Raw genomic sequence first — 24,328 nt, 5'->3', positions numbered from 1 at the left:
GGCCGGATTGTCAGTGCGCTTCTGCGTCGTAGACCGACCGGGCAGCCCGGATCGCAGCGTGGTTTTCGGTAGACCAGTGCACCAGGGAGCGCAGGAGTGCAAGGAAGGATTGGCCAAGCGGCGTCAGCCGGTATTCCACGCTCGGCGGCTGGGTTGGATAGACGGTGCGCGTGATATAGCCATCGCGCTGCAGGTCGCGTAGGGTCTGTGTCAGCATGCGCTGCGAAATATCCGGGATGAAGCGGCGCAGCTGCGAGAAACGGCGCGGTCCGTCGGCAAGGCCGAGGATCATCAGCGAAGTCCACTTCCCGCCGACGCTGTTCAGCACGTCGCGCACGGGACAATCGTCCATCGACATGGCAACACCGTCGATCATCAACACCCGCTCGCCTTCGGCCCGTTCGACCATCTTGTTCATAGCCGGTTCCCTCCAGGTAACCACCGCAGAAAAAACTGCCTCCTTTACAGGCTCTACCAGATTACCAGATAAGAGCAAGTCTCGATAAGAGACCAACCAGCAGGATGGACGGCGCCTCCCCGCCACGCCTGCCCGAAAGGCCCCTCAGAACGGCCCCACACAAAGGTAAAGACATGACCGACACAGTTCTCGTTACCGGCGCCTCCGGCCAGCTTGGCCGCCTCGTCCTCGATACGCTTCTCGCCTCCGGCAAAGTTGCACCGGAAAACCTCATCGCCACCACGCGCGACACCACCAAGCTCGCCGACTATGCCGCCAAGGGCGTCTCCGTGCGCACCGCCGACTTCGACGACTCGGCCTCGCTCGATGCCGCCTTTGCCGGCGCCGGCAAGGTGCTGATCATCTCAACCGACGCACTCGACGCGCCCGGAAAACGCCTCGCCCAGCACAAGGCCGCCGTGGCCGCGGCGGAAAAAGCCAGCGCCAAGCACATCCTCTACACGTCCATGCCGCAGCCGGACGATTCGCGCGTCACCTTCGCGCCGGACCATCTCGGCACCGAGGAAGCCATCAAGGCGACCGGCATCCCCTATACGATCCTGCGCGATGGCTGGTATGCGGAAAACCTCTTCATGTCGCTGCCGCACGCGCTTGCAACCGGCTCATGGTACACCTCGACCGGCGAAGGCAAGATCGCCCATATCACGCGCGCCGACACCGCCGCCGCCCTCGCCGGCGCCGTCCTGAAGGCCGGCAATGAGAGCAGGACCTACACGCTGACCGGCACGAAGAGCCGCACGGCCGAAGAGATCGCCGCGATCGTTTCCGCCGCAACCGGCAAGCCGCTCGCCGTCGTCCATGTCACGGATGCCCAGTTGACCGAGGGCCTGAAGGCCGCCGGCCTGCCGGAAGGCTTCGTGCCGACCATCGTCTCCTTCGACGCCAACACACGGGACGGCAAGATCGCCATGGTCACCGGCGATGCCGAAACACTCTCCGGTCGCCCGCTGACGGCGTTCGAGGATTTCGTTGCCGCCAACAAGGCAGCCTTTCTGGGCTGAGGCAAAAGACGCGGCGCTCCGTTCGGGGCGCCGTGCCGTCAAACGTCCTGGCCGCAGGCGCGGCAGAAGCGGCGCACCGTCTCCGCCATGCCGTACTGCAGCGCATCCGACGTCAGACCATGGCCGATCGAGACTTCCGCAAGCCGCGGGATGCGCGCGACAAGCGCCGGCAGGTTGGCAACCGTCAGGTCATGGCCGGCATTAACGTCAAGGCCAAGATCGTGGGCAATGTCGGCTGTCTCGCCCAATAGATCGGCAAGGCGCGCTGCCTCGGCAGGATTGTCGTAGCAACCGCCGTAGGGACCGGTATAGAGTTCGATCCGGTCTGCGCCGATGTCCTTTGCGATGGCCAGCGCCTCGCGGTCCGGCTCACCATCGGCGAAGACCGAGACGCGCAGGCCGAGCTTCTTCAGCCGGCCGACGACGTTTCCGAGCAGGTTGTGGCTCTTGCGGAAATCCCAGCCATGATCGGAGGTCGCCTGCGCCGGATCGTCCGGCACGAGCGTCACCTGTTCGGGGCGATGCTCCTCGACGAGGCGCATGAAGCTTTCTTCCGGGAAACCTTCGATATTGAATTCGGTGCTGGAAAACTCCGTGTCGATCAGCATGCGGATCGGTGCCAGGTCGCTGAAACGCACATGTCGCTGGTCCGGCCGCGGATGCACGGTCAACCCGCTGGCACCGGCCTCGAGCGCGATCCGGCCAAGGTCGGTGACGCTTGGCCAGGGCAGGTCCCGGCGGTTGCGCAGCATGGCGATGGCGTTGAGATTGACCGACAGTTTCGCAGGCATGACGCAGCTCACTCCTTTTGCTATACACAGGTCTAGCCTGTTGTTTCCACAAGGGCAATCGCCGTGAGAGCCAGCTTCCCGATGCCTGCGCGCTATTTATCCGCCGAGCCCGCCCCGCCCCTTGCTCATGATCAAGAATCACCGGTAAACTCCCGTGAATTTTAGGGATGCTGCGCCGTGGCACCTCTTGCTGGAATGGAAGGAAATCAGGCAGCGACGATGGCCCCCTCTGTGGCAACACCATGAGCAGGACCGACAGGCCGGCGTGCGATCTCGTGCGGCGTGCCCTGCATGCCGTCGTCACCAGCGAGACCTTCGCCCGCTCCGAGCGCTTGCGATCATTCCTTTCCTATGTCGTCGAGTGTGAGCTTTCCGGCAAGGCGGCACATCTGAAGGGCTACAGCATCGGCATCGATGTCTTCGGCCGCCCGCCGGGGTTCGATGCCGGCAACGATCCGCTTGTCCGGGTGCAGGCCGGCAAGCTGAGAAAGCTGCTGGATCTATATTACGAGACGGAGGGCGCATCTGATCCTCTGCGCATCCGCGTTCCGCTGGGCAGCTATGTCCCGGAATACGCGTTCACCGCAGCCCAACCGGCAGCGACCGATGATGCGGGACCGCCTCCACGCCCCGAACAGGCTCGCGAAAAACCTGTACCGCGCCGGTCGTGGCTGCCTGCGCCGATCTCTTCGCCGCTCGCGCTCTTTTCATTGCTACCCTTGTTCTTCCTGGCGCCCTCGGTCTATCCGGAGACGACCAATGCGGCGATCGCCAAGGCGCAGCTTGTCCTATCGGTCCAGAACCGGTTCGCCGGCCAGACCCAAGCCCTGCCGAGCCTGTATATCCAGCAATGCTGGCCGGCCGGCGGTGAATGCAACGCCTTCGCTCGCGCCATCGCAAATTCCGCCGGCTATCACAGGACGGTGCATCTCACTGATTCCCGTAAGTCGAATGCGTTGCACGCGCTGTCCTATGCCATCCGCATCGAGAACCGCGCTGATGGGCGCGGCATCTACGCCCGGCTGATCCATGAACAGTCCGGCGCCACGATCTATGTACGGCACTTCTCCCGCGAACAGCTTCGCAGCGAGGCCGGCATTGCCTTTGAAGCCGTCAATTTTGCCGCCCGGACGCTTTCGGCGAGTGGCCCGCTCTATCGCCACGCAATGCAGATCGGCACGGCAAGCCGCATCATGCAATGTCTCACGCGCACCGAGCCGCACCCGGGCACACCCCGCGCCGGACAGCACGTGACTTGCGATGCGCATTCGCCTGCCGCGCTTGCAGAAGCGACCGCGCATGACGAGGCCGGCGCCGTGGTGACGCGCTAAACCCTACACGCCGCGCGGGCACAGAAAATACATCCCTAGATATAACGATAGGCACGCTCGCCCCTTCGGTTTACTTTATGAACCTGGGCGGATCGGTAGTGTGTGCCGCCTTGGTTCAAAATCCGGAACATTTTAATCAAGAATCGGATCGAGAATCGTCGCGCGATTGCATACAGTTCCTTCGGTCTGCACAGCCGATAGAACAGTGACAGGGCACTATCCACCGATTCGGATTCCCGCCTTCAGGGTGAAGCGGGTTTTGCATCGGTGACCGGGGATATTCACATGATCATTCTTCTTTTTGGCGGGCCGCTTTCATGATGACCAATGAGTCCAAGAAAGCGGACGGCCGGACCGGCGCACGCAAGACCATCCGTTTCCTGCCCGTGGCACCGCTGCCGGAAAACCTGCCGGAAGGGCGCCTTGCAATTGCGGACATGGCGAACGCCTTCGGCGTGACGCACCGCACCCTGCATTTCTACGAGGAAAAGGGCCTGCTGCGGGCAGCCCGCGTCGGCCCCATGCGCGTCTATGGGCCGGAAGAGATCCAGCAGATGGCGGTGGTCAACACCTGCCGCGAGACCGGCATGCCCGTTGCGGTGATCCAGGAACTGCTGGATCAGCTTTCCGCAGCCGACAGCCAGGATGAAGCCGACACCATCTTCCGCACCGCCATGACCGCACGCAAGCGGGAGCTGGCTGCCCAGCAGTCGACGATCCGCCGCCAGATGCAGCAGATCAACGAACTTTTGGATTTCAGCGCCGCCCACGAGATCGAAACGAACGACAACACGCCGCATTGCAGTTTCTCGCAGGTCGAGTTGCGCTGCCTCACATTGATGGCGGAAGGCTACCCGACAAGCCGCATCGCGCGCGCGCTCGAAGTCGAGCCCGGCGAAGTGCAGGTGATGGAAAAGACCATCATCTCCAAGTTCAACAGCAACAACCGTTTCCAGGCCGTCGCAAAGGCGGTCATGCTCGGGATCGTCGGTCATTAAGACCGGCGTATGCGGCCGGACATGATGACCGGCCCCTCAATCCGCTTCCTGATAAGCGGTCCGTCGTGCGGGTCCTGATTATCGTACGATGGTGAGCGTTTCCGCGGCGCGCGTAATGGCAGTGTAAAGCCAGCGTTCACGTGTGTCGCGGAAAGCAAAACTTTCATCGAACAGCACGACATTGTTCCACTGCGAACCCTGCGCCTTGTGCACGGTCAGCGCATAGCCGAAATCGAACTCGTCGTAGCGCTTGCGCGTCGACCACGGGATTTCCTCTTCGAGATTCTCGAAGGCGGCCTTGAGAAGTTTGATCTTGGCCGCACCGCGGTCCATGTCGTCGTCTTCCGGCCGGATCATCAGGTTGATGCCGGGCTTCACCGTTTCCTTGGACGAACTCATCACCTGCCAGAGCGAGCCGTTGAGCAGGCCCTTGGCCGGATCGTTGCGCAGGCACACCAGCTTGTCGCCGGATTGCGGATACTCGGTGGTAAACCCCTTCAGCTCGCGCAGGCGCTGGTTGTAGCGCCGACGCGTGCGATTGGTGCCGACCAGTACTTGGTCGGCCTCGAGCACAAGCGTCTGATCCACCTCGTTACGCCCGATGACACGCGCTGCACCGTAATCGCCGTAGCCGATATCCTTGCCTTCGCGCACCTGCATGGCGAGATGGATGATCGGATTGTCGCGCGCCTGCCGGTGAATGTCCGTCAGAAGGTAATCCGGGTCCTGGTTTGTAAAGTAACCGCCACCGGAAACCGGGGGAAGCTGACCGGGATCACCAAGCACGAGGATGGGCGTACCGAAACTCATCAGGTCCTTGCCAAGCGCCTCGTCCACCATCGAGCATTCGTCGACGACGACGAGTGCGGCCTTGGCGACCGGGCTCTGGCGATTGATGGAGAACATCGGCGAGATCGAGGTTTTCCCCGTCTCCTCGTCCGACACTTCCTCTTCGCCGCGCGGGCGGTAGATCAGCGAATGGATAGTTTTTGCGTTCGAGGCACCCTTCGAACGCAGCACCTGCGCCGCCTTGCCGGTGAAGGCCGCAAACAGGACGTCGCCATCGACATTCTCGGCGAAATGGCGCGCAAGCGTCGTCTTGCCGGTACCGGCATAACCGAACAGCCGGAACAACGGGTCCCGCCCGGCCTTCAGCCATTGGGCAACGGCTTTTAGCGCTTCATCCTGTTGGGGTGCGAATTCCATGACCGGACTTGGCAGGATTCGCACGGCAGAGGCAAGGGGCAGCGTGGAGAGTACACAGGCGGACACGACACCAGCCCTCCCCTGATTTGGCCCTGTTCCCCGATGGCCCGACGATGTATGCAGTGCACTACCGCCCGGAGCCCTGATTTGCCGCCCGCCTCTTCAAGCCCGAACGAGAACGCGCCAACCGGCGCCGGCAGATTGCCGGCCTGGCTGCAATGGTGCCTTGTCGGCTGTCTCTCCATCGCAACGACGGCGCCCCTCGAAGTCGCCGGCTTCCCCGCAGCGCTCCTGATGGGGCCGATGATCGCCGGCATTTTCGTGGCGCTCGGTGGCGGGACGATCCGCCTGCCGCGCATCTTCTTCTTCGGCGTGCAGGTCGTGCTCGCGCTGATGATCGCCACCATGATTTCCAAGGATTTTCTCGGCACCTTCGCCGAAAACTGGCTGCTGATGCTGTTCGTGGTGATCTCGGTGATCAGCGTCAGCACGCTCTCCGGCTGGATGATCGCGCGCACCGGCGTCCTGCCGGGCACAACGGCGATCTGGGGCTCTTCCGCCGGCGCAGCCTCAACGATGATGATCATGGCCGAAGCCTACGGCGCCGACGCCCGTCTCGTCGCCTTCATGCAATATCTGCGCGTCGTCTTCGTCGCGACCTGCGCTACCCTCGTCGCCCATTTCGGCGGCCATGACGGGGCGGCGGTGCCGCCGCATGCCTGGTTCGAGCCTGTGCCGATGCTGCCCCTCGTCGCCATGCTCGGTATTGGCATCCTCGCCGGCCTTCTTGGCCAGAAGCTGCGCGTGCCGGCCGGCGCCTTTCTGGTGCCCTTCGCGCTCGCCGCGGTGCTGAACTCGTCCGGCACGGTGACAATCGTGCTGCCGCAATGGTTGCTGGTCATCGCCTTCACCTTGCTCGGCTGGAATATCGGCCTCGGCTTCACGCGCGCCATCCTCATGCATGCCCGCCGTGCCCTGCTGCCGACGGTCGCCTCGATCATCGTGCTGATCGGATTCTCGGGCCTGCTCGCCGGGTTGCTGATCCTCGTCCTCGGCATCGATCCGCTGACCGCCTATCTCGCGACCAGCCCCGGCGGCCTTGATTCCATCGCCGTCATCGCCGCATCAAGCAATGTCGACGTCGCCTTCATCATGACGCTCCAGACGGCGCGGCTGATCCTCGTAACCATCCTCGGGCCATGGCTTGCCCGCTTCATGGCGGACCGCGCCTAGAGTTTGTCAGGGAAAAGTGGAACCCGACAATCGAGAATCAGTCTGACTCAGACTGATTCTAGCGCAACATCGGCCAAAGGCTGGCGACGAGCAGCAGGGCCATCGTGATGTTGAACCATTTCAGCCGCACCGGATCGGACAGCCACTGGCGCAAGGCCGAGCCGAAGCCGGCCCAAGTGGAGACGCTCGGGAAATTGACGATCGCGAAGGCACTGCCGACGATGAGCACGCTCATCGTATAGTTCGCCGAATTCGTATAGGTCGCCATGGCGGAGACGGCCATGACCCAGGCCTTCGGGTTGACCCATTGGAAGGCGGCAGCCGCCAGAAAACTCATCGGCTGCGCACCCGTCTTGCCCTCGCCGAGGGTGCGCGACGTGCCGATCTTCCAAGCGATCCACAGGAGATAGGCACCGCCTGCGAACTTCAGCACCGTATAGACCAGCGGTACGGCCTCCAGCAGCGCGCCGAGACCGAAACCGACGGCAAGCAGCAGCACGAGGAAGCCGACGCCGATGCCGCACATATGCGGGATCGTGCGCACGAAACCGAAATTCACGCCCGAGGCAAACAGCATCATGTTGTTCGGGCCCGGCGTGATGGACGTGGTGAAGGCGAAGACCAGCAGCGCCAGAAAGATTTCAATCTGCATGGTAGCTCTTGTTATCCGGATTGTTTTTTCCGATTGATAAGCCATCTCTTGGCAACGACCAGCCAATTCTTGTCATGCATGCAATTCCCATTGTGATGCATGACGGTTGAAAATGGAGTGCAGCATGAAAGCGGAACTACCGGCAGTCACCCTTCCCGGCGGGCGGCAGATACCGGCGCTGGGTCTCGGCACCTGGCACATGGGCGAAAGCGGCGCTTCGGCGGCCGACGAGGCCGCAAGCCTGCGCGCCGGGCTCGACCTCGGCATGACAGTAGTCGACACAGCGGAAATGTACGCTGACGGCGGCGCGGAGACCGTGGTAGGCGAAGCGATCAAGGGGCGCCGCGAAGGCGTGTTCCTCGTCAGCAAGGTCCTCCCCCACAATGCCAGCCGTACCGGGACGATCGCAGCCTGCGAGGCGAGCCTCAAGCGCCTCGGCACCGACCATATCGAACTCTACCTGTTGCATTGGCGCGGCCAGCATCCACTCGCCGAAACCGTCGAAGCATTCGAGACGCTGAAGGCGCAGGGCAAGATCGGCGCCTGGGGCGTTTCCAATTTCGATGGCAGCGACATGCTGGAATTGCTCGACGTGGCGGAGCCGGCGCGCCCCATCGCCAATCAGGTGCTCTACAACCTCGCCCGGCGCGGCATCGAATACGACCTGCTACGCTGGAGCCAGGTACAGGGCATTCCGATCATGGCCTATTCGCCACTCGACGAAGGGCGCCTCGTCGGGCATCCGACGCTGGAAGAAATCGGCCGCATCCATCATGCAAGCTCGGCCCAGGTCGCACTCGCCTACCTGCTGACGAAACCGGGCGTCATCGCCATCCCGAAATCCGGCTCGCCGGAGCGCGTGCGCGAAAATTACCGCGCCGCAGAAATCCGCCTGACATCCGAGGATATGAACCTGCTGGACGAAGCCTTCCCGCCGCCGACCCGCAAGCAACCTCTGGAAATGATCTGAAATGAAAATGGAGCCTTCCACACCGGCGGAAGGCTCCATCGAAAGCTTGGTTATTTCATCCCTCGAAGGGCTTACATGCCCTGCGGACCGCGGTTCATCGCGGCGATGCCCGTCCGGCACACTTCGGAGAGACCGAGCGGCTTCATGACGGCCACGAACTGGTCGACCTTGGACGACTTGCCGGTGATCTCGAAGATGAAGTGATCGACCGTCGCATCGACGACCTTGGCATGGAAAGCATCGGCAAGGCGCAGCGTTTCCGCGCGCATTTCGCCCGAGCCGGTAACCTTGACCAGTGCCACTTCGCGCTCGATCGGGCGCTCCTGTCCTAGGATCTTGGCGCGGACCGTCAGGTCGACGACCCGGTGCACGGGCACGATGCGCTCGAGCTGCGACTTGATCTGCTCGAGCACGCCCGGCGTGCCGCGCGTCACGATGGTGATGCGCGACAGGTGTGCCTCATGCTCGGTCTCGGAGACCGTGAGGCTCTCGATGTTGTAGCCGCGGCCGGAAAACAGGCCGATGACACGGGCGAGCACGCCCGGCTCGTTGTCCACGAGGATGGAGAGCGTGTGGCTCTCCGCGACCTGGGTTTCCTTGGCGATGAAATAGGCGGAGCCCGTAGGCTGTAGGTGTGCGTTCATTGTCGTTCTCTTTCCTCACGCAATCCCAACCGCAAAACCGCTCACGCACTTTTGCTGGAATTGCTCTCCTCTTCATCAAACGAGCTGGCGGCCCTTGGCGTCGATCGCATTGGCAACCGCTTCGTCCGTGGCCTCGTCGGGCAGCAGCATTTCGTTATGCGCCTTGCCGGACGGGATCATCGGGAAGCAGTTCGCCAGATTGGCCACGCGGCAGTCGAAGATGACCGGACGCTTGACGTCGATCATTTCCTGAATGGCAGCATCGAGATCACCCGGCTTGTCGCAGGCAATGCCGACGCCGCCATAGGCGTCCGCGAGCTTGACGAAGTCCGGCATTGCTTCCGTGTAGGAGTTCGACAGGCGGTTGCCATGCAGCAACTGCTGCCACTGGCGCACCATGCCCATGTACTGGTTGTTCAGGATGAAGATCTTGACCGGCAGATTATACTGAACCGCACAGCTCATCTCCTGGATGCACATCTGGATCGAGGCGTCGCCGGCAATGTCGATGACGAGGCTGTCGCGGTGCGCGACCTGCACGCCGATCGCCGCCGGGAAACCGTAACCCATCGTGCCGAGGCCGCCGGAGGTCATCCAGCGGTTCGGCTGCTCGAAACCGTAGAACTGTGCCGCCCACATCTGGTGCTGGCCGACTTCCGTCGTGATGTAGGTGTCACGGTCCTTGGTCAGCTCGTAGAGCCGCTGGATCGCGTATTGCGGCATGATCACGTCATTGCTCTGCTTGTAGGCAAAGGAATTGCGTGCGCGCCACTTGGTGATCGAGGTCCACCAGTCGGCCTGGACCGCCCTGTCATAATCCTTGCTGCCAGCGCGCCACAGGCGAACCATATCCTCGAGAACGTTGCCGACATCGCCCAGGATCGGAATATCGACGCGGACGTTCTTGTTGATCGAGGACGGATCGATATCGATATGGATCTTCTTCGAGTTCGGCGAAAACGCATTCAGGCGGCCGGTGATACGGTCGTCGAAACGCGCGCCGATGCAGACCATGACGTCGCAATCGTGCATCGCCATGTTCGCCTCGTAGGAACCGTGCATGCCGAGCATACCCAGCCAGTTCTTGCCGGAGTGCGGATAGGCACCGAGGCCCATCAGGGTGGAGGTGATCGGGAAACCGGTGATCTCGACCAGTTCGCGCAGCAGGCGCGAGGCTTCCGGGCCGGAATTGACGACGCCGCCACCGGAATAGATGATCGGACGGCGGGCCGTCTTCATCAGCTGAACGGCGGCTTCGATCTGCCGGGCATCGCCCTGCAGCTTCGGCTGGTAGCTCTTCTGGATAGGAGCGGCAGACGGCGGCGTATAGGTGCCGGTCGCAAACTGCACGTCCTTCGGAATATCGACGACGACCGGGCCTGGACGGCCGGACTGCGCGACGCGGAAGGCCTCATGGATGATGCGGGCGAGATCGTTGACGTCCTTGACCAGCCAGTTGTGCTTGGTGCAGGGGCGCGTAATGCCGACCGTGTCGCACTCCTGGAAGGCATCCGATCCGATGAGCGTGGTCGGAACCTGGCCGGTGAGGCAGACGAGTGGGATGGAATCCATCAGGGCGTCCTGCAAGGGCGTGACCGCATTGGTCGCCCCCGGACCCGACGTGACCAGCATGACGCCGACCTTGCCGGTGGAGCGGGCATACCCTTCGGCCATGTGGCCGGCGCCCTGCTCGTGACGCACGAGGATGTGCTCGATGTCGTCCTGCTGGAAGATCTCGTCATAGATCGGCAGGACGGCACCGCCCGGATAGCCGAAGATATGCTCTACGCCGTTGTCTCGCAGGGCCTGCAAGACAATTTCGGCGCCCGTCATCTGGTTTTCTGTTCCACTCATCGGATATTCCCGTCCGTCTCTTTAGTATTTCCGGTGTGATTATCGAATTTCTGGGCATAAAAAAAGGCCCCTTGGAGGAGCCTGCTTACCGCGCATGGGTGCTTTCGCCGGGTGGTTACACCACCCTGCCCATGCGCGTTCCCACCACAAGAATGTTTGCCGTCAGATTTTTCATGGGGCGAAGTGTTAGCCACAAAGTATATCCACGTCAACGCTTTTCCAGTCGTACCGAAACGGCACGAAATCCGGCGCATACGGCAAAACGCGATCCAGAAGCGCGCCAGCCCGAAACGTCTTATTAAGCGGCGGCGGCTAGAATTCTCCTTTGATGGCAAGGAGTGCCGTGTTTGCTGAACAGTGATTTTCAAAGTTCCATCGTGGCGGGCGAACAGGATCGCCGGGACGACGTTGCTCCGGGCAACCGTCTGATGGGACGAGTCGTCGCCTGCAACGGTTCGCACGCCACCATCAGCGCCGTCGCCGAAGGCGGTCAGACGGCAATGACGGAACTGTGGTCCGTCGGCCGGCTCATCTCGATTTCCGTCGGCCGCAACCGCATCGTCGCCCTCGTCTATTCCATGGCCACCGACCAGCAAAGCTGGGTGGAAAATCACGACACGGTCTTCCGCATCGAAGTCGAGCTTCTGGGCGAGGTTCATGTCAGCGCGGACGGACGCGAAGAATTCTCCGCCGGCATTACCGACTACCCCCATCTCGGCGCCATTGCGCACCGCATCCGCGCCTCGGACCTCGCCAAGGTCTACGATACCGGCAAGAGCGATGTCTGGGCCATCGGCAAGCTGACCCAGGATGAAAGCATCGATGCGACGATCCATGTGCCCTCCATGCTGGAGAAGCATTTCGCCATCGTCGGCACCACGGGCGTCGGTAAATCGACGTCGGTCACCCTGCTCCTGCACAAGGCCATCCAGTCCGATCCGCGCCTGCGCGTGCTGATCCTGGACCCGCACAACGAATTCGCCTCCGCCTTCGGCGACCTTTCGGTCATCATCGACACGGACACGCTCGACCTGCCCTTCTGGCTGTTCCGCCTCGAAGAGCTGGCCGAGGTGATCTTCCGCGGCCGCCCACCGATCCCGGAAGAAATGGATATTCTGCGCGACCTGATCCCTGAGGCCAAACGCGCCTTCCGCGGCGCCAGCGACAACGGCCTGATGCGCCGCACCAGCGAAAAGAGTTCGGTGACGGCCGACACGCCGGTGCCGTTCCGCGTCGCCGACCTGCTCGCCTTGATCGACGAACGCATCGGGCGCCTCGAAGGCCGGGCGGAGAAGCCGCACCTGCGCTCACTCAAGGTCAAGATCATGTCGGCGATCAACGACCCGCGCTACCACTTCATGTTCTCCTCGAACACCATTACCGACACGATCCTCGACACGATCGCGCGCATCTTCCGCATTCCGGGTGACGGCAAGCCGGTGACGACGTTCCAACTCGCCGGCATTCCTTCGGAAGTCGTCAATTCGGTCGCCTCCGTGCTCTGCCGCATGGCCTTCGAAATCGGGCTCTGGAGCAATGGCGCCGTTCACATGCTGGTCGTTTGCGAAGAAGCACACCGTTACGTGCCGGCCGATCCGAAACTCGGTTTTTTGCCGACACGCCAGGCAATTGCCCGCATCGCCAAGGAAGGCCGCAAGTACGGCGTTTCGCTCGGCATCATCACCCAGCGCCCCGGCGAACTCGACCCGACCATTCTCTCCCAGTGCTCGACAATCTTCGCGATGCGTCTTGCCAACGACCACGACCAGGAAATCATCCGCTCGGCGATCCCAAACTCGTCGTCCTCGACCACGAGCTTCATCTCGTCGATCGGCAATGGCGAGGCCATCGCATTCGGCGAGGCCGTTGCCGTGCCGATGCGCATGCGCTTCTCGCGCGTCGAGACGAACCGCCTGCCAAAGGCCAACGGCACAGGCGTGAAGATCAACGACGAGACGCCGCAAAACGTCGACCTGCGCTCCATCGTCTCGCGCATGCGCGCGATTTCCGGACCGGACATTTCCGGCTTCCAGAACGCCTACATCAGCGCCCAGGGCCAGAGCGGCTCATTGCCAACCGGCTACGAGGATGCGCCCTACGAGGACGAGGAAGACTATATCGATACGCTCCAGGCAGCGGCGGCGGCAGCAGCAATCCCGGCACCACAGCCGTCTGCACCGGAACCCTACCGGCCGGACATGCTGCCCGGTGCACAAGGTGCCTACGACCAGTCGCCTCAGGAACGCTTCGAGTCCATTCGCCGCGAATTGACATCCGAACCGCAACGGCCCGCTGCGGATCCTTACCGCCAGCCCGCAGATCCTTACCGTCAGCCGACGCGCCCTGCCCCCGCCTTCGGCGAGCAGCAGGAACCGCGGCGCGAAGGGTCGATACGCGACCAGCTCCTCAAGAAGCCGCTCAGCAGCCTCATCCGGCGCTAGACGCCAGAGGATCGACCCGCGTCCAGCTCTCGTCGAGCTGGTTGCGGAACCAGGTCATCTGGCGCTTGGCATATTGGCGGGTCGCGGCCGCGCTCCGCTCGATGACGGACGCCTCGCTCATCTCGCCTGCCAGCATCGCCGCTATCTGCGGCACGCCGATCGCCTTCATCACCGGCATGGCAGGGGAAAGATCGAGCGCGAGCAGCGCCTTCACCTCCTCTACCGCACCGGATTTCAGCATCGCGGCGAAACGTCGGTTGATGCGGGCAGCGAGCACCGCGCGGTCGGGCAGCACCACGATTTTTTGCGCCCGGGCGGGATCGATCACGGTTGGCCCGGTCGCCGTCTGGAACGCGGCAATCGACTGTCCCGTCGCCTCCAGCACTTCGAGCGCGCGGACGATGCGCTGGCCGTCACCCGGCTTCAGGCGATTGGCGATTTCGGGGTCACGCTCGGCAAGCTCCCGATGCAGGGCCTCGGCGCCCTCGGCGGCAAGCTTGGCGCGAACCCGCTCCCGAACCGCGTCGGGAATGGTCGGCATGTCCGATAGCCCGCCCGTCAGTGCGCGAAAATACAGGCCCGTGCCGCCGACGAAGACGGGAAGTTTGCCGCGCGCATGCAATTGCGCCACGATGCCGCTCGCTTCGCGCAGCCAATCGCCGGTGGAGTAAGCCGCCCCAGCCGGCACATGTCCATAGAGCAGGTGCTCGATACCGCCCATATCTGCAGGCTGCGGGCGGGCGGTGAGAACATTCAGCGTGTCGTAAACCTGCATGCTGTCGGCATTGACCACCACGCCATCGTGCTCAGCCGCCAGTCGCACGGCAAGCGCGGACTTGCCGCTCGCCGTCGGGCCCGTTATCAGGATCGCATCCTGCATTCGATCAAGGTTTCTCATCATGGCTTTCGTTGCCACGCTTGTCGCCAATCCGTCAAATCCTGTTCTGACGCCTGCCATTGCCGAAAAGGCTGCCGATCAGGTCAAGGCCTCCGGTCTCTACTGGCTCGCCGACGGTATCGCCTGTGACATTGCCCTGCGGGATGGCAGCGATATCCACGCGGCCCGCGATACGATCCTCGCTGCAATCGGCGGCCAGCCGATCGACGTCGCTGTCCAGGCGGCCGAGACGCGGCGCAAGAAGCTTCTGATCGCCGACATGGATTCGACGATGATCGGCCAGGAATGCATCGACGAGCTGGCGGCCGAGGTCGGCCTCAAGGACAAGGTCGCAACGATCACCGCCCGCGCCATGAACGGCGAGATCGCCTTCGAACCCGCCTTGCGCGAACGCGTCGCGCTGCTGAAGGGCCTGCCCGTCTCCGTCATCGACGAGGTCATCGAAAAGCGCATCACGCTGACGCCCGGCGGGCGTGAACTGATCGCGACCATGAAGGCCAAGGGCTACTACACCGCGCTCGTCTCCGGCGGCTTCACAGTATTTACCAGCCGCATCGCCGCCACCCTCGGCTTCGACGAGAACCGCGCCAACCTGCTGCTCGATGCCGACGGAAAACTGACCGGCGAAGTGGCCGAACCGATCCTCGGCAAGCAGGCGAAGGTCGATGCCCTCATCGAAATTGCCGAGCGCCTCGGCATCTCGCCGGAAGACGCCATGGCCGTCGGTGACGGCGCAAACGATCTCGGCATGCTGCACGTCTCCGGCGCCGGCGTCGCGCTGCATGCCAAGCCCGCCGTCGCCGCAGAAGCAAAGATCCGCATCGACCATGGCGACCTGACGGCGCTGCTCTACCTGCAGGGCTATCGCAAGTCCGATTTTGCGATCTCTTCCTGAGCGGTGATACAAAAAGGCCGCTGAAGCAACGCTCCAGCGGTCTGACTCAATCTCTCGACAGATACCAGCAAGCCCCTGACGGGACTCGCCTTTTTTGTCAGTCGATGCGCACGGTGATGTAGCGCAGCGCGCCGGTGCGGTTGGCGATCATCATGAGGACGTTGCGGCGGTCCTCCGTCTTCAGCTTGGTGATGCGGGTCTTGACCTCGTCTGCCGTCGTGACGGCTTCCTGGCCGATTTCGACGATCACGTCACCCGGTACGATGCCACGCTCAGCCGCTGCCGAATCCGGCGTGACCTCGGTGATGACCACACCCTTGACGCTTTCGTCGATCGAGAAGGTCTTGCGCGCGTCCTCGTCGAGGTCGCCGATACCCATGCCGAGAACGAGGTCGGCCTTCTCCGGCTCGGCCTGCGCGCCGGTGTCAGGCGCCGTGCCCTCTTCCTTCGTTCCCTCGTCCTGCGTCGCCGCGTCCTCGGCGTTCGCCTGCTCCTCGCCGTCCTCGAGCCGGCCGAGCGTAACCTTGACCGTCATCTCCTTGCCGTCGCGCAGCAGCACGACATCCACGGCCTTGCCGACCGGGCTTTCGGCAACGACACGCGGCAGGTCGCGCATTTCATCGACATCCTTGCCGTCGAATCGAATGATGACGTCGCCGGTCTCGATCGACCCGTTGTCCACCGGGCCGCCCTTTATGATGCCGGCGACAAGCGCCCCCTTGGCCTCCGTCATACCGAGGCTTTCGGAAATATCGTCGGTCACCGGCTGGATGCGCACGCCAAGCCAGCCGCGGCGCGTCTCGCCGAATTCGCGCAGCTGCGTGAAGATGTTCTGTGCCAGCTCCGTCGGAACGGAAAAGCCGATGCCGATCGAGCCGCCGGACGGCGAGATGATCGCCGTGTTGATACCGATGACCTCGCCCTTCATGTTGAATAGCGGGCCGCCGGAATTGCCGCGGTTGATGGCAGCGTCCGTCTGGATGAAGTTGTCGTAGGGGCCGGCATTGATGTTGCGGCCGCGCGCGGAAATGATGCCGACCGTCACCGAACCGCCGAGGCCGAACGGATTGCCGATCGCCATCACCCAGTCGCCGATGCGCATGGTGCGGGAATCACCGAACGGTACGGCCTTCAGCGGCGCCTTCGGTTCCACCTTGAGGAGGGCAAGGTCGGTCTTCGGGTCGGTGCCGACGAGCTTGGCCTTCAGCTTCGAGCCGTTGGCGAAATTCACCTCGATATCGTCCGCGCCCTCGATGACGTGGTTGTTCGTGGCGATGAAGCCGGACGGATCGATGACGAAGCCCGAGCCGAGCGAATTGACCGTCTGCCCCTGGTTCGAACCCTCGCCGCCATCGCCCTTGAAGAATTCGTCGAAGAAATCCTGGAAGGGCGAGCCTTCCGGCACCTGCGGAACGGGCGCCTTGTCGTCGCTCTTGACGTTCTGCGAGGTGGAGATGTTCACCACGGCATCGAGCAGGCCCTCGGCGAGATCGGCTACGGAATCAGGACCCGCCGGCTGCACCTGTGCGACCGCTGGCGCGGCAAACGGTCCCCCGGCGGTCAGCGAAAAACTCACCGCGAGCGCGAGTGCCGCATGGGCTGCGCTGGACCTCGTCTTCAAAGCCATGTTCGGCATCCTCTTTCGTCTGGAGTTCGTGACGAGTGTTTGCCCTGGATACGGCAAAAATCAGTCCGCCACGATGATTTGATCGGAAGTCTTGCCCGTCTTCGCCGCCGGTCGCAAGGCCGGCTTTCACGCGCTACGAATGAACCACACCATCAGCACGCCGAGGGCGACCGCAATCAGCCCCGAGACGCGCAGCTGGCTTTCCGGAATCTTCGGCAGCATTTCCGCCATGCGCTTCAAAACCGAAGGGGCCAGTGCGTACACCAGCCCCTCGATGATCATGAAGAACGCGATTCCCGTGAGGAAATCGGCCACGGCCTCAGTTTGCCGTCGATGGCGTCGTTGCCGTGCCGTTCGTCGTTCCCGTTGCTGCGTCCGAGGTTGCGGGCTTCGAGCCCGTCGCATCCTCGAAGTAGCGGAAGAACTCCGACTGCGGCGACAGCACCAGCGTGGTGTCGGACGAGGTCATCGAGTTCCGGTAGGCGCTCATCGACCGGTAGAAGTCGAAGAAGGCCGGATCCTGCGAGAAGGCCTCGCCGAACACGCGGTTACGCTCGCCTTCGCCCTCGCCTCGCAGGATTTCCGAATCACGCTGCGCGGCAGCCACGAACTCGACGACCTGACGGTCGGCGATGGCGCGGCGGCGCTGGCCCGCTTCATTACCGCGGGCGCGGATGAGTTCGGCTTCGGCAAGGCGTTCGGCCTTCATGCGCTCGAAGGTCTGTTGCGAGACTTCCTGCGTCAGATCCGTACGACGGATACGGACGTCGGAGATCGTCAGGCCGAGGTTCGATGCGTCATTCGCCAGTTCGCCGCGAACTTCACGCATCATCGAAGCGCGCTCTTCAGACAGAGCGGATTCGAAGCCGCGCAGACCGTAGACGCGACGAAGAGCAGCGTCGAGACGCGTGCTCAGACGCGCTTCGGCCGAAGCCCGATCGCCCGAAACGGTTTCGCGGAAGCGACGCGCGTCGGTGATCTTGTAGACCACGAACGCGTCGACCTCGTAGAACTTGCCGCCCGAGACCTGGACGCGGATGTTGTCGAGGTCGAAGCGCAGGGCCTGATCCTGGATGTACTGCACGCTGTCGGCATCCATGAAGCCGAAGGGCAGCTTGAAGTACAGGCCCGGCTCGGTCTTGACGTCCTGGATCTGGCCGAAGCGGATGACGATCGCCTGCTGGCGCTCGTTGACGACGAAGACCGAGGAATAGACGATGAAAAGGAGAACGCCGACGGCGATCAAAATGGCTGGTATACGGTTGCCCATTACTGAGTGCCTCCCGTGCTCTGCTGCTGCTGGGTCGTTGCACGGCCGAGCTCATTGAGCGGCAGGAAAGGAACGACGCCCTGTCCGCCCTGCTTCTCGTCGATGATGACCTTCTTCGAGTTCTTCATCACGTCTTCCATCGTTTCGAGGAAGAGACGCTTACGGGTGACGTCGGGCGCGACCTTGTACTGTTCGTAGATCGACAGGAAGCGTGCTGCTTCACCTTCTGCTTCCTTGACGACACGGTCCTTGTAGGCGGCTGCCTCTTCGCGAACCTGTGCGGCCTGACCGCGAGCGCCACCGAGCTTCTGGTTGGCGTACTGGTTGGCTTCCTCGAGGAAACGGTCTTCGTCCTGCTCAGCACGCTGCACTTCGTCGAACGCATCGGCCACTTCACGCGGCGGTGCTGCGTCTTCGATGGCGACGGTGTTGATGGAGATACCGGCGCCATAGGCGTCCATGGTCGCCTGGATCGTCGCCTTCACGCCTTCGGCGATCGCCTGACGGTTATCGCGGAAGATGTCCTGCGCCGGACGGCGGCCAACGACTTCGCGCATGGCGCTTTCGGAGACCTGCTGCAGCGTTTCGGCCGGGTATTCGAGGTTGAAGAGATAGGATTGCGGGTCGGTGACCGTGTAGAGCACCGAGAACTGCACGTTGACGATGTTCTGGTCGCCGGTCAGCATCAGGCTGGAATTGTCGGAAGAACCGGACGCAGCCGCGCGACGGCCGATATTCTGCTGCTGCTCGGTGATCTTGACGAGTTCGACGGTCTCGAACGGCCACATGTGGAAATGCAGGCCGGGCATGGAGACTTCCTGCTTCGGCTTGCCGAAGCGCAGTTCGACGCCGCGCTCGTCCGGCTGGACCGTGTAGATCGCGTTCATCAGCCAGAAGACGCCGACGAGCAGCAGCGCGATGACCACCACGCCGCCATTGATGCCACCGGGCATGACGTTCTTCAGCTGGTTCTGGCCGCGCCGGATGATTTCCTCAAGGTCGGGCGGGCCACCGTTGCCGCTACCACCGCCGCCACCGCGGGGACGGTTCGGTCCCTGGCCCCAGGGTCCTTGATTGTTTCCACCACCGCCGCCGCCGCCCCAAGGGCCGCCGCCGCCATTTTGATTGCTCCAGGGCATCAATACCTCTTTCTTTCAAATCCCCACGGAGCCTATCCACATTTCTTAGAAACGCGAACAAGCTCCAATTCGTTGTTTCCGCACAGGTCGCGGATTGTTTCGCCGCGCTACGCAAGGTGAACCCGTTATAGGTATCCCCCGGGCACCTTTCAACAAATCCGCGAGGCCTAGCGCCCTTGTGCGGCAAAATAGTTCGTGATCGACACGATTTATGGCTTACGCGGCCGTTTTCCGGCGCCAGGTGACGAAGCGCATGGCATGACTGTCCTTCTCGCCCTGGGGAATGGGCTCTTCCACGGCCTTCTCGAAAATGGCCGGATCGATCTCCGGAAACCGGGTATCGCCATCCACGTCGGCTTCGACATGCGTGACGTGCAGAACATCCGCCCCGTCGAAGACTTGCGCGTAGATCTGTCCACCACCGATGACGCAGATTTCATCGACACCAAGCTTCTCAGCCTCGCGCCGTGCTGCGGCAAGCCCCTCCTCCAAGGACGGCACAACGTCGGCGCCTGGCGCCAGGAATGTGGCATCCCGGGTAATGACGATATTCGGTCGCCCTGGCAGCGGCCTGCCGATCGAGGCCCATGTCTTGCGACCCATCAGAACCGGCTTGCCAAGCGTCAGCTGCTTGAAGCGCTTGAGATCCGACGGCAGGCGCCACGGCAGGTCGCCGTCACGACCGATGACGCCGTTCTTCGCCACGGCCACGACGAGGACGATCTTGGCTGCGCTCATGGTTCGGCTTTCCTGGATAATCAGACGGCGATCGGCGCCTTGATGGTTGAATCGGCTTCATAGCCGATCAGGGTGAAGTCCTCGAATTTGAAGGAGAAAAGATCCTTCACCTCCGGATTGAGCTTCATGAAGGGGAGCGGCTTCGGCCGGCGCGTCAACTGCGTGCGCGCCTGCTCGAAATGGTTGGCATAGATATGCGCGTCACCCAGCGTGTGCACGAAATCGCCGGGCTGGAGCCCGCTCACCTGTGCCACCATCATGGTCAGCAGCGCATAGGAGGCGATGTTGAAGGGCACGCCCAGAAAGATGTCGGCAGAACGCTGGTAGAGCTGGCAGGAAAGCTTGCCGTTCGCCACATAGAACTGGAACAGGCAGTGGCATGGCGGCAGTGCCATCTCGTCGACCAGTGCCGGGTTCCACGCCGATACGATATGACGGCGGGAGTTCGGATTGCGTTTGATGCTGTCGAGGACGGCGACGATCTGGTCGAGGTGCCGGCCGTCGTGGGTCGGCCAGGAGCGCCACTGGTAGCCGTAGACCGGGCCAAGCTCGCCCTCGGCATCGGCCCATTCGTCCCAGATGCTGACGCCGTTTTCGTGCAGATAGGCGATGTTCGTATCGCCCTTCAGGAACCACAAGAGTTCGTGGATGATCGAGCGCAGGTGCAGCTTCTTGGTGGTCAGCACCGGAAAACCTTCGGAAAGGTCGAAGCGCATCTGGTGGCCGAAGACGCCGCGCGTGCCCGTGCCCGTGCGATCACCGCGGTCGGTGCCGTTTTCCATCACATGGGCGAGAAGATCGAGATATTGCTGCATGGTCGCCGCCGATTCGTTGTCCAGCACAATATATAAGGGCGAGAGCGGCGGCGGCCAAAGCGTGAAATCGGGTTGTCCCGGATTTCCTCAGGCGAGCGCGCCCAGCTTTCCGAGTTCCTTGGCGGTGAGATAGTAGAAGGTGACGCGCGATTTCGTGCGATCGTCGGCCATCGCCTTGCAAACGGCTTCCACCGCGTTGTCGGCAGCATCGCCCGTAACGCCGAACTTCTTGGCGCACCATTTTTCCTTCACGCGGTTCAGTTCCTCGGGATCGGAGCAGGAGACGAGCGAAGAGTCGCGGTTGCGCAGCGCTATGCCGAGATGGCTCACGATCTTCTTGACGATGGCCTCGTCGGCACCGCCGTCATATTTGCGGACATCTGCGAGATAGTCGGTCATGCTGTCTCCTCTGCGATCACTCGGCTTCCGCCATCATGCCGGACCCGCCGCAGGCGCATGTTTTTCCCGCAAAGATGGCAAGTCAAGGGCGAATGAACACCAGCTGTGCGATGGTAACGCTTTGCGCCTCGCCAACAATCTCCCGCTGTAGTTTCAAGAGACTGGCATTTTTGCACTTTCTGAAGGAATGTCCGGTAGTGGTCTATCGATGCGGCTGGCCAACGCGCCAGACGACAACGGACGGTCATCGCGTGTGAAACAGGCTGAAGACTACTCGCACCGGTTCCGGCTTGCCTATGGCATGGCCGCTCTTGCTGTCGGCGCCCTGACAGCGGGCTGGGCTATTGTCTTTGCGTTCATGCAGGCCTGGTCGCTGGTGGTGATGGATGGTGCCGTGGTGACGGTGGCGTTCGTCAGCTTCTTGCTGGCGCGCCGCCATCAGTTTTCCGCAGCGCTGCTGTTTTCGCAGATTTCCTTTTTCGTCATAACCGTCGTCTTCTGCCTGCTGTTCGATGTCCCGAGTGAGGCGGCACCGCGCGTGTCGCACCTCTTCCTGCTCGTTCTGGCACTGCTCGGCTACATCAATTACCGGCGCGAGAGCTCTGCCTTGCAACTCGTCATCGTCGGCCTGTGCCTCGCCGCCTTCGTGGTCTTCGCCAGCACGAATGCCGCCCTGCCCTTCGCCGAGCCGATCGCCGATCACTTCCGGCTTTACGGCTCGTGGGTGAACACCATCATCGCCGTCGCCATGCTGTGCGGCGGTGTCTATGCGATGCAGCGGGAGTTCGCCCGGGACCTCGATCAGGTGCGGGAGATCAAGGCGGCGCTGACCAACCGCGAATTCGAGCTGTTCTACCAGCCGCAGGTCGACGAAACCGGCGGGTTGACCGGTGCGGAGGTGCTGCTGCGCTGGAAGCGGCCGGGTGGCGGTTACGTCTCACCCGCCGAATTCATCCCCATTGCAGAACAGGCCGGGCTGATGCCACGCATCGGCGACTGGGTGCTGACGCAAGCCTGCAAGACGCTCGCGGCCTGGCAACAGGAAGAGGCCACGCGCGGCCTGAAAATCGCGGTCAATGTCAGCGTCGACCAGTTCATGGAGGCGAATTTCGTCGATGCGGTGCTGAACCGCATCCGCACGCTCGAGCTTGATCCGACCCTGCTCAAGCTCGAACTCACCGAAAGCATGATGGCGACGGACGTCGCTACGATCGTCGAGAAGATGCGGGCGCTGCGTGCAGCCGGCATCACCATCTCGCTCGATGATTTCGGCACCGGCTACTCCTCGCTCAGCCACCTGCGCCAATTGCCGATCCACGAGATCAAGATCGACCGGTCCTTCGTGCAGGATGCCCCCGGCAACAAGCGCAACCGCCTTCTCCTGAAAAGTATCTTCGATATCGCCAACATGCTGGAACTCTCCGTGGTCGCGGAGGGCATCGAGACGAAGGAACAGCTCCTGCTGCTGAAATCCTTCGGCTGCACCGCGTTCCAGGGGTTCTATTTCGGCCGCCCCGTGCCTCTGGCCGAATTCCAGGGGCAATGGACGAGCGACATGCCGCCACCGCTTGCCGAAACCGCCTGAACCGAATTGCGAATTCCTTTCACAAAGTCCTTTTCTTGGGCGGCGGTAATGCCTATATGTAGGTTGCTGCCTCGGCAGCTATGGCAATAAATGAGCGGTGTAATAAACCCATTGGACCCGGGGGCGGTACCCGGCGCCTCCACCAAAAACCGGTCAGGTCAACCGACCGGCTTTTGATGGGGGCGAAATAGGATCGACAAGGGCGTAAAGATCGACTTTTTGCTCGGCATTGTACCGCCGTTATCGGGCTAAACTTGTAGTTGCAAACGACAACTATGCGGAAGCTCGTCTCGCTGCTTAATCGCGGTGTGACACTTCAAATCAAGTCCTAAGGGGTCGCACTCTTAGGCGGGGTTCGGAGGCACCTGGCAACAGAAGCCTTCACCTTCTCCAATCCCTTGAAATGGTCTATAGCTGTGCCAGATGACTCGTGTCGCAAGGCGTGGGACTGGAGCAATTCCGGCAAAAGTGCATGGCGATTTCGCCGCCGCAATTGCGTCGAAACAACGGATGGAGCATTTTGCGATTCGCAGAAATGCCCTAATGAAATGCCTGAATACAAAGGCAGGAAGAAAGACAGGAACGGATGGCGCAAGACCACATTCGATACGACATTCTCGCCCAGGACGCGCTGCGGAGCGTCATTCGCAAGGTCTTGTCCGAAGTCGCGGTCACGGGGCATCTCCCCGGCGAGCATCATTTTTTCATCACCTTCCTGACCAATGCCCCCGGCGTGCGCATCTCGCAGCACCTCAAGGCAAAATATGCCGAGCAGATGACCATCGTCGTCCAGCACCAGTTCTGGGACCTGAAGGTCACCGAAAGCCTGTTCGAAATCGGCCTGTCCTTCTCCGACACGCCGGAAAAGCTTGTTATTCCGTTCAATGCCATCCGCGGTTTCTATGACCCGTCGGTCAGCTTCGAACTGGAGTTCGACGTTCCAGCCGTAGAGGAAGAGGAAGAACATTCCGCCGAGATCACGGCCTATCCGGCCGCCGCGGAAAAGACCGAGGACGCCACCGAAGAGCCGACGCCCCCGACCGATGGCGACGACAACAACAAGGGCGGTTCGGTCGTCTCGCTCGATTCCTTCCGCAAGAAGAACTGAGCCTTGCGATGAGCGGCGACGTCGTCAATCTCCGCCAGTTCCGCAAGCAGAAGGCACGCTCCGAAAAAGAGACGCAGGCCGAGCAGAATCGCGTCGCTTTCGGCCGTACCAAGGCGGAGAAGACACTGACGCGCGCGCTGAATGAAAAGGCGCAAAAGACCCTCGATCAGGCCCGCCTGGAGCGGCCCAACGAGGATAAAGGCTGAACTTTCAAAGCCTTGTCGCAAAATTGTGATTCGATCTGCCAATCCCCTG

General features: G+C 62.2%; 24 protein-coding genes and 1 other RNA gene. 11 read left to right on the top strand and 14 right to left on the bottom strand.

The features are described from left to right. Positions 1–10: 10 nt before the first annotated feature. Positions 11–418 (bottom strand): winged helix-turn-helix transcriptional regulator, encoded by a 408-nt coding sequence (locus tag BSY16_RS03595; protein WP_069058404.1) that lies wholly within the window; start codon positions 416–418, stop codon positions 11–13. 173 nt (positions 419–591) lie between these two features. Here BSY16_RS03595 and BSY16_RS03590 point away from each other — a divergent pair, with 173 nt between their 5' ends. Beyond that, a complete protein-coding gene (locus tag BSY16_RS03590) occupies positions 592–1,479 on the top strand; it encodes an SDR family oxidoreductase (RefSeq protein WP_069058403.1) in 888 nt (295 codons plus the stop codon). Between the two features lie 38 nt (positions 1,480–1,517). Here BSY16_RS03590 and BSY16_RS03585 read toward each other — a convergent pair whose 3' ends face one another. Then, positions 1,518–2,270 carry a pyridoxine 5'-phosphate synthase gene (locus BSY16_RS03585; protein ID WP_069058402.1) on the bottom strand — a complete coding sequence of 251 codons (753 nt, stop codon included), beginning with the start codon at positions 2,268–2,270 and terminating at the stop codon, positions 1,518–1,520. A gap of 242 nt (positions 2,271–2,512) precedes the next feature. Here BSY16_RS03585 and BSY16_RS03580 point away from each other — a divergent pair, with 242 nt between their 5' ends. Together BSY16_RS03580 and BSY16_RS03575 are read left to right on the top strand one after the other, a co-directional pair. After that, positions 2,513–3,601, top strand: a complete 1,089-nt coding sequence (locus BSY16_RS03580) for a hypothetical protein (protein WP_069058401.1) — start codon at positions 2,513–2,515, stop codon at positions 3,599–3,601. A gap of 320 nt (positions 3,602–3,921) precedes the next feature. Then, on the top strand, positions 3,922–4,599 hold the full coding sequence (locus tag BSY16_RS03575; protein WP_069061347.1) for a MerR family transcriptional regulator: 678 nt from the start codon (positions 3,922–3,924) through the stop codon (positions 4,597–4,599). A gap of 78 nt (positions 4,600–4,677) precedes the next feature. On the opposite strand, the gene BSY16_RS03570 is transcribed toward BSY16_RS03575, so the two are convergent. Continuing rightward, positions 4,678–5,805, bottom strand: coding sequence for an ATP-dependent DNA helicase (locus BSY16_RS03570; protein WP_069058400.1), 1,128 nt, complete (start codon positions 5,803–5,805; stop codon positions 4,678–4,680). A gap of 117 nt (positions 5,806–5,922) precedes the next feature. On the opposite strand from BSY16_RS03570, the gene BSY16_RS03565 reads away from it, so the two are divergent. Beyond that, a complete protein-coding gene (locus tag BSY16_RS03565) occupies positions 5,923–7,038 on the top strand; it encodes an AbrB family transcriptional regulator (RefSeq protein ID WP_083242819.1) in 1,116 nt (371 codons plus the stop codon). A gap of 58 nt (positions 7,039–7,096) precedes the next feature. On the opposite strand, the gene BSY16_RS03560 is transcribed toward BSY16_RS03565, so the two are convergent. Then, a complete protein-coding gene (locus BSY16_RS03560) occupies positions 7,097–7,690 on the bottom strand; it encodes a LysE family translocator (protein ID WP_069058398.1) in 594 nt (197 codons plus the stop codon). A 124-nt stretch (positions 7,691–7,814) separates the two neighbouring features. Between BSY16_RS03560 and BSY16_RS03555 the strand changes: the two genes are divergently transcribed. Further along, positions 7,815–8,660, top strand: a complete 846-nt coding sequence (locus BSY16_RS03555) for an aldo/keto reductase (protein WP_069058397.1) — start codon at positions 7,815–7,817, stop codon at positions 8,658–8,660. A 71-nt stretch (positions 8,661–8,731) separates the two neighbouring features. Here the strand turns inward: BSY16_RS03555 and ilvN are convergent, their stop codons facing one another. Both ilvN and BSY16_RS03545 read right to left on the bottom strand, forming a co-directional pair. After that, entirely contained in the window at positions 8,732–9,304 is a 573-nt protein-coding gene (gene ilvN, locus BSY16_RS03550) for an acetolactate synthase small subunit (protein WP_069058396.1), read from the bottom strand. 75 nt (positions 9,305–9,379) lie between these two features. Beyond that, positions 9,380–11,158, bottom strand: coding sequence for an acetolactate synthase 3 large subunit (locus BSY16_RS03545; RefSeq protein ID WP_069058395.1), 1,779 nt, complete (start codon positions 11,156–11,158; stop codon positions 9,380–9,382). Positions 11,159–11,505: 347 nt separating this feature from the next. On the opposite strand from BSY16_RS03545, the gene BSY16_RS03540 reads away from it, so the two are divergent. After that, positions 11,506–13,599, top strand: a complete 2,094-nt coding sequence (locus BSY16_RS03540; protein WP_069058394.1) for an ATP-binding protein — start codon at positions 11,506–11,508, stop codon at positions 13,597–13,599. Here BSY16_RS03540 and miaA read toward each other — a convergent pair. Beyond that, the gene (miaA, locus tag BSY16_RS03535; protein ID WP_150129861.1) at positions 13,586–14,500 is read right to left on the bottom strand and encodes a tRNA (adenosine(37)-N6)-dimethylallyltransferase MiaA; all 915 of its coding nucleotides are present in this window, start codon (positions 14,498–14,500) and stop codon (positions 13,586–13,588) included. The genes BSY16_RS03540 and miaA overlap by 14 nt on opposite strands. Between miaA and serB the strand changes: the two genes are divergently transcribed. Further along, positions 14,499–15,392 (top strand): phosphoserine phosphatase SerB, encoded by an 894-nt coding sequence (gene serB / locus BSY16_RS03530; protein WP_069058392.1) that lies wholly within the window; start codon positions 14,499–14,501, stop codon positions 15,390–15,392. The genes miaA and serB overlap by 2 nt on opposite strands. A gap of 97 nt (positions 15,393–15,489) precedes the next feature. On the opposite strand, the gene BSY16_RS03525 is transcribed toward serB, so the two are convergent. From BSY16_RS03525 to BSY16_RS03495, 7 genes are all read right to left on the bottom strand, one after another. Then, on the bottom strand, positions 15,490–17,019 hold the full coding sequence (locus tag BSY16_RS03525; RefSeq protein ID WP_069061346.1) for a DegQ family serine endoprotease: 1,530 nt from the start codon (positions 17,017–17,019) through the stop codon (positions 15,490–15,492). A 126-nt stretch (positions 17,020–17,145) separates the two neighbouring features. Continuing rightward, on the bottom strand, positions 17,146–17,334 hold the full coding sequence (locus BSY16_RS03520) for a DUF2065 domain-containing protein (protein ID WP_069058391.1): 189 nt from the start codon (positions 17,332–17,334) through the stop codon (positions 17,146–17,148). A 4-nt stretch (positions 17,335–17,338) separates the two neighbouring features. After that, positions 17,339–18,289 carry a protease modulator HflC gene (gene hflC / locus BSY16_RS03515; RefSeq protein ID WP_069058390.1) on the bottom strand — a complete coding sequence of 317 codons (951 nt, stop codon included), beginning with the start codon at positions 18,287–18,289 and terminating at the stop codon, positions 17,339–17,341. Next, positions 18,289–19,428 (bottom strand): FtsH protease activity modulator HflK, encoded by a 1,140-nt coding sequence (gene hflK, locus BSY16_RS03510; protein WP_069058389.1) that lies wholly within the window; start codon positions 19,426–19,428, stop codon positions 18,289–18,291. The genes hflC and hflK overlap by 1 nt, the downstream gene beginning before the upstream one ends. A gap of 216 nt (positions 19,429–19,644) precedes the next feature. After that, positions 19,645–20,166, bottom strand: a complete 522-nt coding sequence (locus BSY16_RS03505) for a dihydrofolate reductase (RefSeq protein WP_069058388.1) — start codon at positions 20,164–20,166, stop codon at positions 19,645–19,647. Between the two features lie 20 nt (positions 20,167–20,186). Next, positions 20,187–20,981 carry a thymidylate synthase gene (locus BSY16_RS03500; RefSeq protein WP_069058387.1) on the bottom strand — a complete coding sequence of 265 codons (795 nt, stop codon included), beginning with the start codon at positions 20,979–20,981 and terminating at the stop codon, positions 20,187–20,189. Between the two features lie 87 nt (positions 20,982–21,068). Then, entirely contained in the window at positions 21,069–21,380 is a 312-nt protein-coding gene (locus tag BSY16_RS03495; RefSeq protein WP_069058386.1) for a DUF2853 family protein, read from the bottom strand. Positions 21,381–21,633: 253 nt separating this feature from the next. On the opposite strand from BSY16_RS03495, the gene BSY16_RS03490 reads away from it, so the two are divergent. From BSY16_RS03490 to BSY16_RS03475, 4 genes are all read left to right on the top strand, one after another. Beyond that, positions 21,634–22,965, top strand: a complete 1,332-nt coding sequence (locus BSY16_RS03490; RefSeq protein ID WP_171902380.1) for a putative bifunctional diguanylate cyclase/phosphodiesterase — start codon at positions 21,634–21,636, stop codon at positions 22,963–22,965. A 26-nt stretch (positions 22,966–22,991) separates the two neighbouring features. Further along, positions 22,992–23,351, top strand: a transfer-messenger RNA (tmRNA) gene (gene ssrA, locus BSY16_RS03485). A 200-nt stretch (positions 23,352–23,551) separates the two neighbouring features. Beyond that, positions 23,552–24,073, top strand: coding sequence for an SspB family protein (locus BSY16_RS03480; protein ID WP_069058384.1), 522 nt, complete (start codon positions 23,552–23,554; stop codon positions 24,071–24,073). An 8-nt stretch (positions 24,074–24,081) separates the two neighbouring features. Continuing rightward, the gene (locus tag BSY16_RS03475; protein WP_069058383.1) at positions 24,082–24,279 is read left to right on the top strand and encodes a DUF4169 family protein; all 198 of its coding nucleotides are present in this window, start codon (positions 24,082–24,084) and stop codon (positions 24,277–24,279) included. The last annotated feature ends 49 nt before the right edge of the window (positions 24,280–24,328 follow it).

The organism is Sinorhizobium sp. RAC02 (genome assembly GCF_001713395.1).
In the GTDB taxonomy this organism is placed as follows: domain Bacteria; phylum Pseudomonadota; class Alphaproteobacteria; order Rhizobiales; family Rhizobiaceae; genus Shinella.
Note: the sequence above shows the minus strand (reverse complement) of the source record. Positions and strands in the feature narration are given on the sequence as shown.

Coding starts and splice junctions, on each gene's coding strand:
- ilvN (WP_069058396.1), bottom strand. CDS start 9,304: ATGAACGCACACCTACAGCCTACGGGCTCCGCCTATTTCATCGCCAAG.
- BSY16_RS03585 (WP_069058402.1), bottom strand. CDS start 2,270: ATGCCTGCGAAACTGTCGGTCAATCTCAACGCCATCGCCATGCTGCGC.
- hflC (WP_069058390.1), bottom strand. CDS start 18,289: ATGGGCAACCGTATACCAGCCATTTTGATCGCCGTCGGCGTTCTCCTT.
- BSY16_RS03575 (WP_069061347.1), top strand. CDS start 3,922: ATGACCAATGAGTCCAAGAAAGCGGACGGCCGGACCGGCGCACGCAAG.
- BSY16_RS03525 (WP_069061346.1), bottom strand. CDS start 17,019: ATGGCTTTGAAGACGAGGTCCAGCGCAGCCCATGCGGCACTCGCGCTC.
- BSY16_RS03555 (WP_069058397.1), top strand. CDS start 7,815: ATGAAAGCGGAACTACCGGCAGTCACCCTTCCCGGCGGGCGGCAGATA.
- BSY16_RS03595 (WP_069058404.1), bottom strand. CDS start 418: ATGAACAAGATGGTCGAACGGGCCGAAGGCGAGCGGGTGTTGATGATC.
- BSY16_RS03580 (WP_069058401.1), top strand. CDS start 2,513: ATGAGCAGGACCGACAGGCCGGCGTGCGATCTCGTGCGGCGTGCCCTG.
- BSY16_RS03500 (WP_069058387.1), bottom strand. CDS start 20,981: ATGCAGCAATATCTCGATCTTCTCGCCCATGTGATGGAAAACGGCACC.
- BSY16_RS03570 (WP_069058400.1), bottom strand. CDS start 5,805: ATGGAATTCGCACCCCAACAGGATGAAGCGCTAAAAGCCGTTGCCCAA.
- miaA (WP_150129861.1), bottom strand. CDS start 14,500: ATGATGAGAAACCTTGATCGAATGCAGGATGCGATCCTGATAACGGGC.
- BSY16_RS03475 (WP_069058383.1), top strand. CDS start 24,082: ATGAGCGGCGACGTCGTCAATCTCCGCCAGTTCCGCAAGCAGAAGGCA.
- BSY16_RS03565 (WP_083242819.1), top strand. CDS start 5,923: ATGCAGTGCACTACCGCCCGGAGCCCTGATTTGCCGCCCGCCTCTTCA.
- BSY16_RS03480 (WP_069058384.1), top strand. CDS start 23,552: ATGGCGCAAGACCACATTCGATACGACATTCTCGCCCAGGACGCGCTG.
- BSY16_RS03545 (WP_069058395.1), bottom strand. CDS start 11,158: ATGAGTGGAACAGAAAACCAGATGACGGGCGCCGAAATTGTCTTGCAG.
- BSY16_RS03505 (WP_069058388.1), bottom strand. CDS start 20,166: ATGAGCGCAGCCAAGATCGTCCTCGTCGTGGCCGTGGCGAAGAACGGC.
- serB (WP_069058392.1), top strand. CDS start 14,499: ATGGCTTTCGTTGCCACGCTTGTCGCCAATCCGTCAAATCCTGTTCTG.
- hflK (WP_069058389.1), bottom strand. CDS start 19,428: ATGCCCTGGAGCAATCAAAATGGCGGCGGCGGCCCTTGGGGCGGCGGC.
- BSY16_RS03495 (WP_069058386.1), bottom strand. CDS start 21,380: ATGACCGACTATCTCGCAGATGTCCGCAAATATGACGGCGGTGCCGAC.
- BSY16_RS03590 (WP_069058403.1), top strand. CDS start 592: ATGACCGACACAGTTCTCGTTACCGGCGCCTCCGGCCAGCTTGGCCGC.
- BSY16_RS03560 (WP_069058398.1), bottom strand. CDS start 7,690: ATGCAGATTGAAATCTTTCTGGCGCTGCTGGTCTTCGCCTTCACCACG.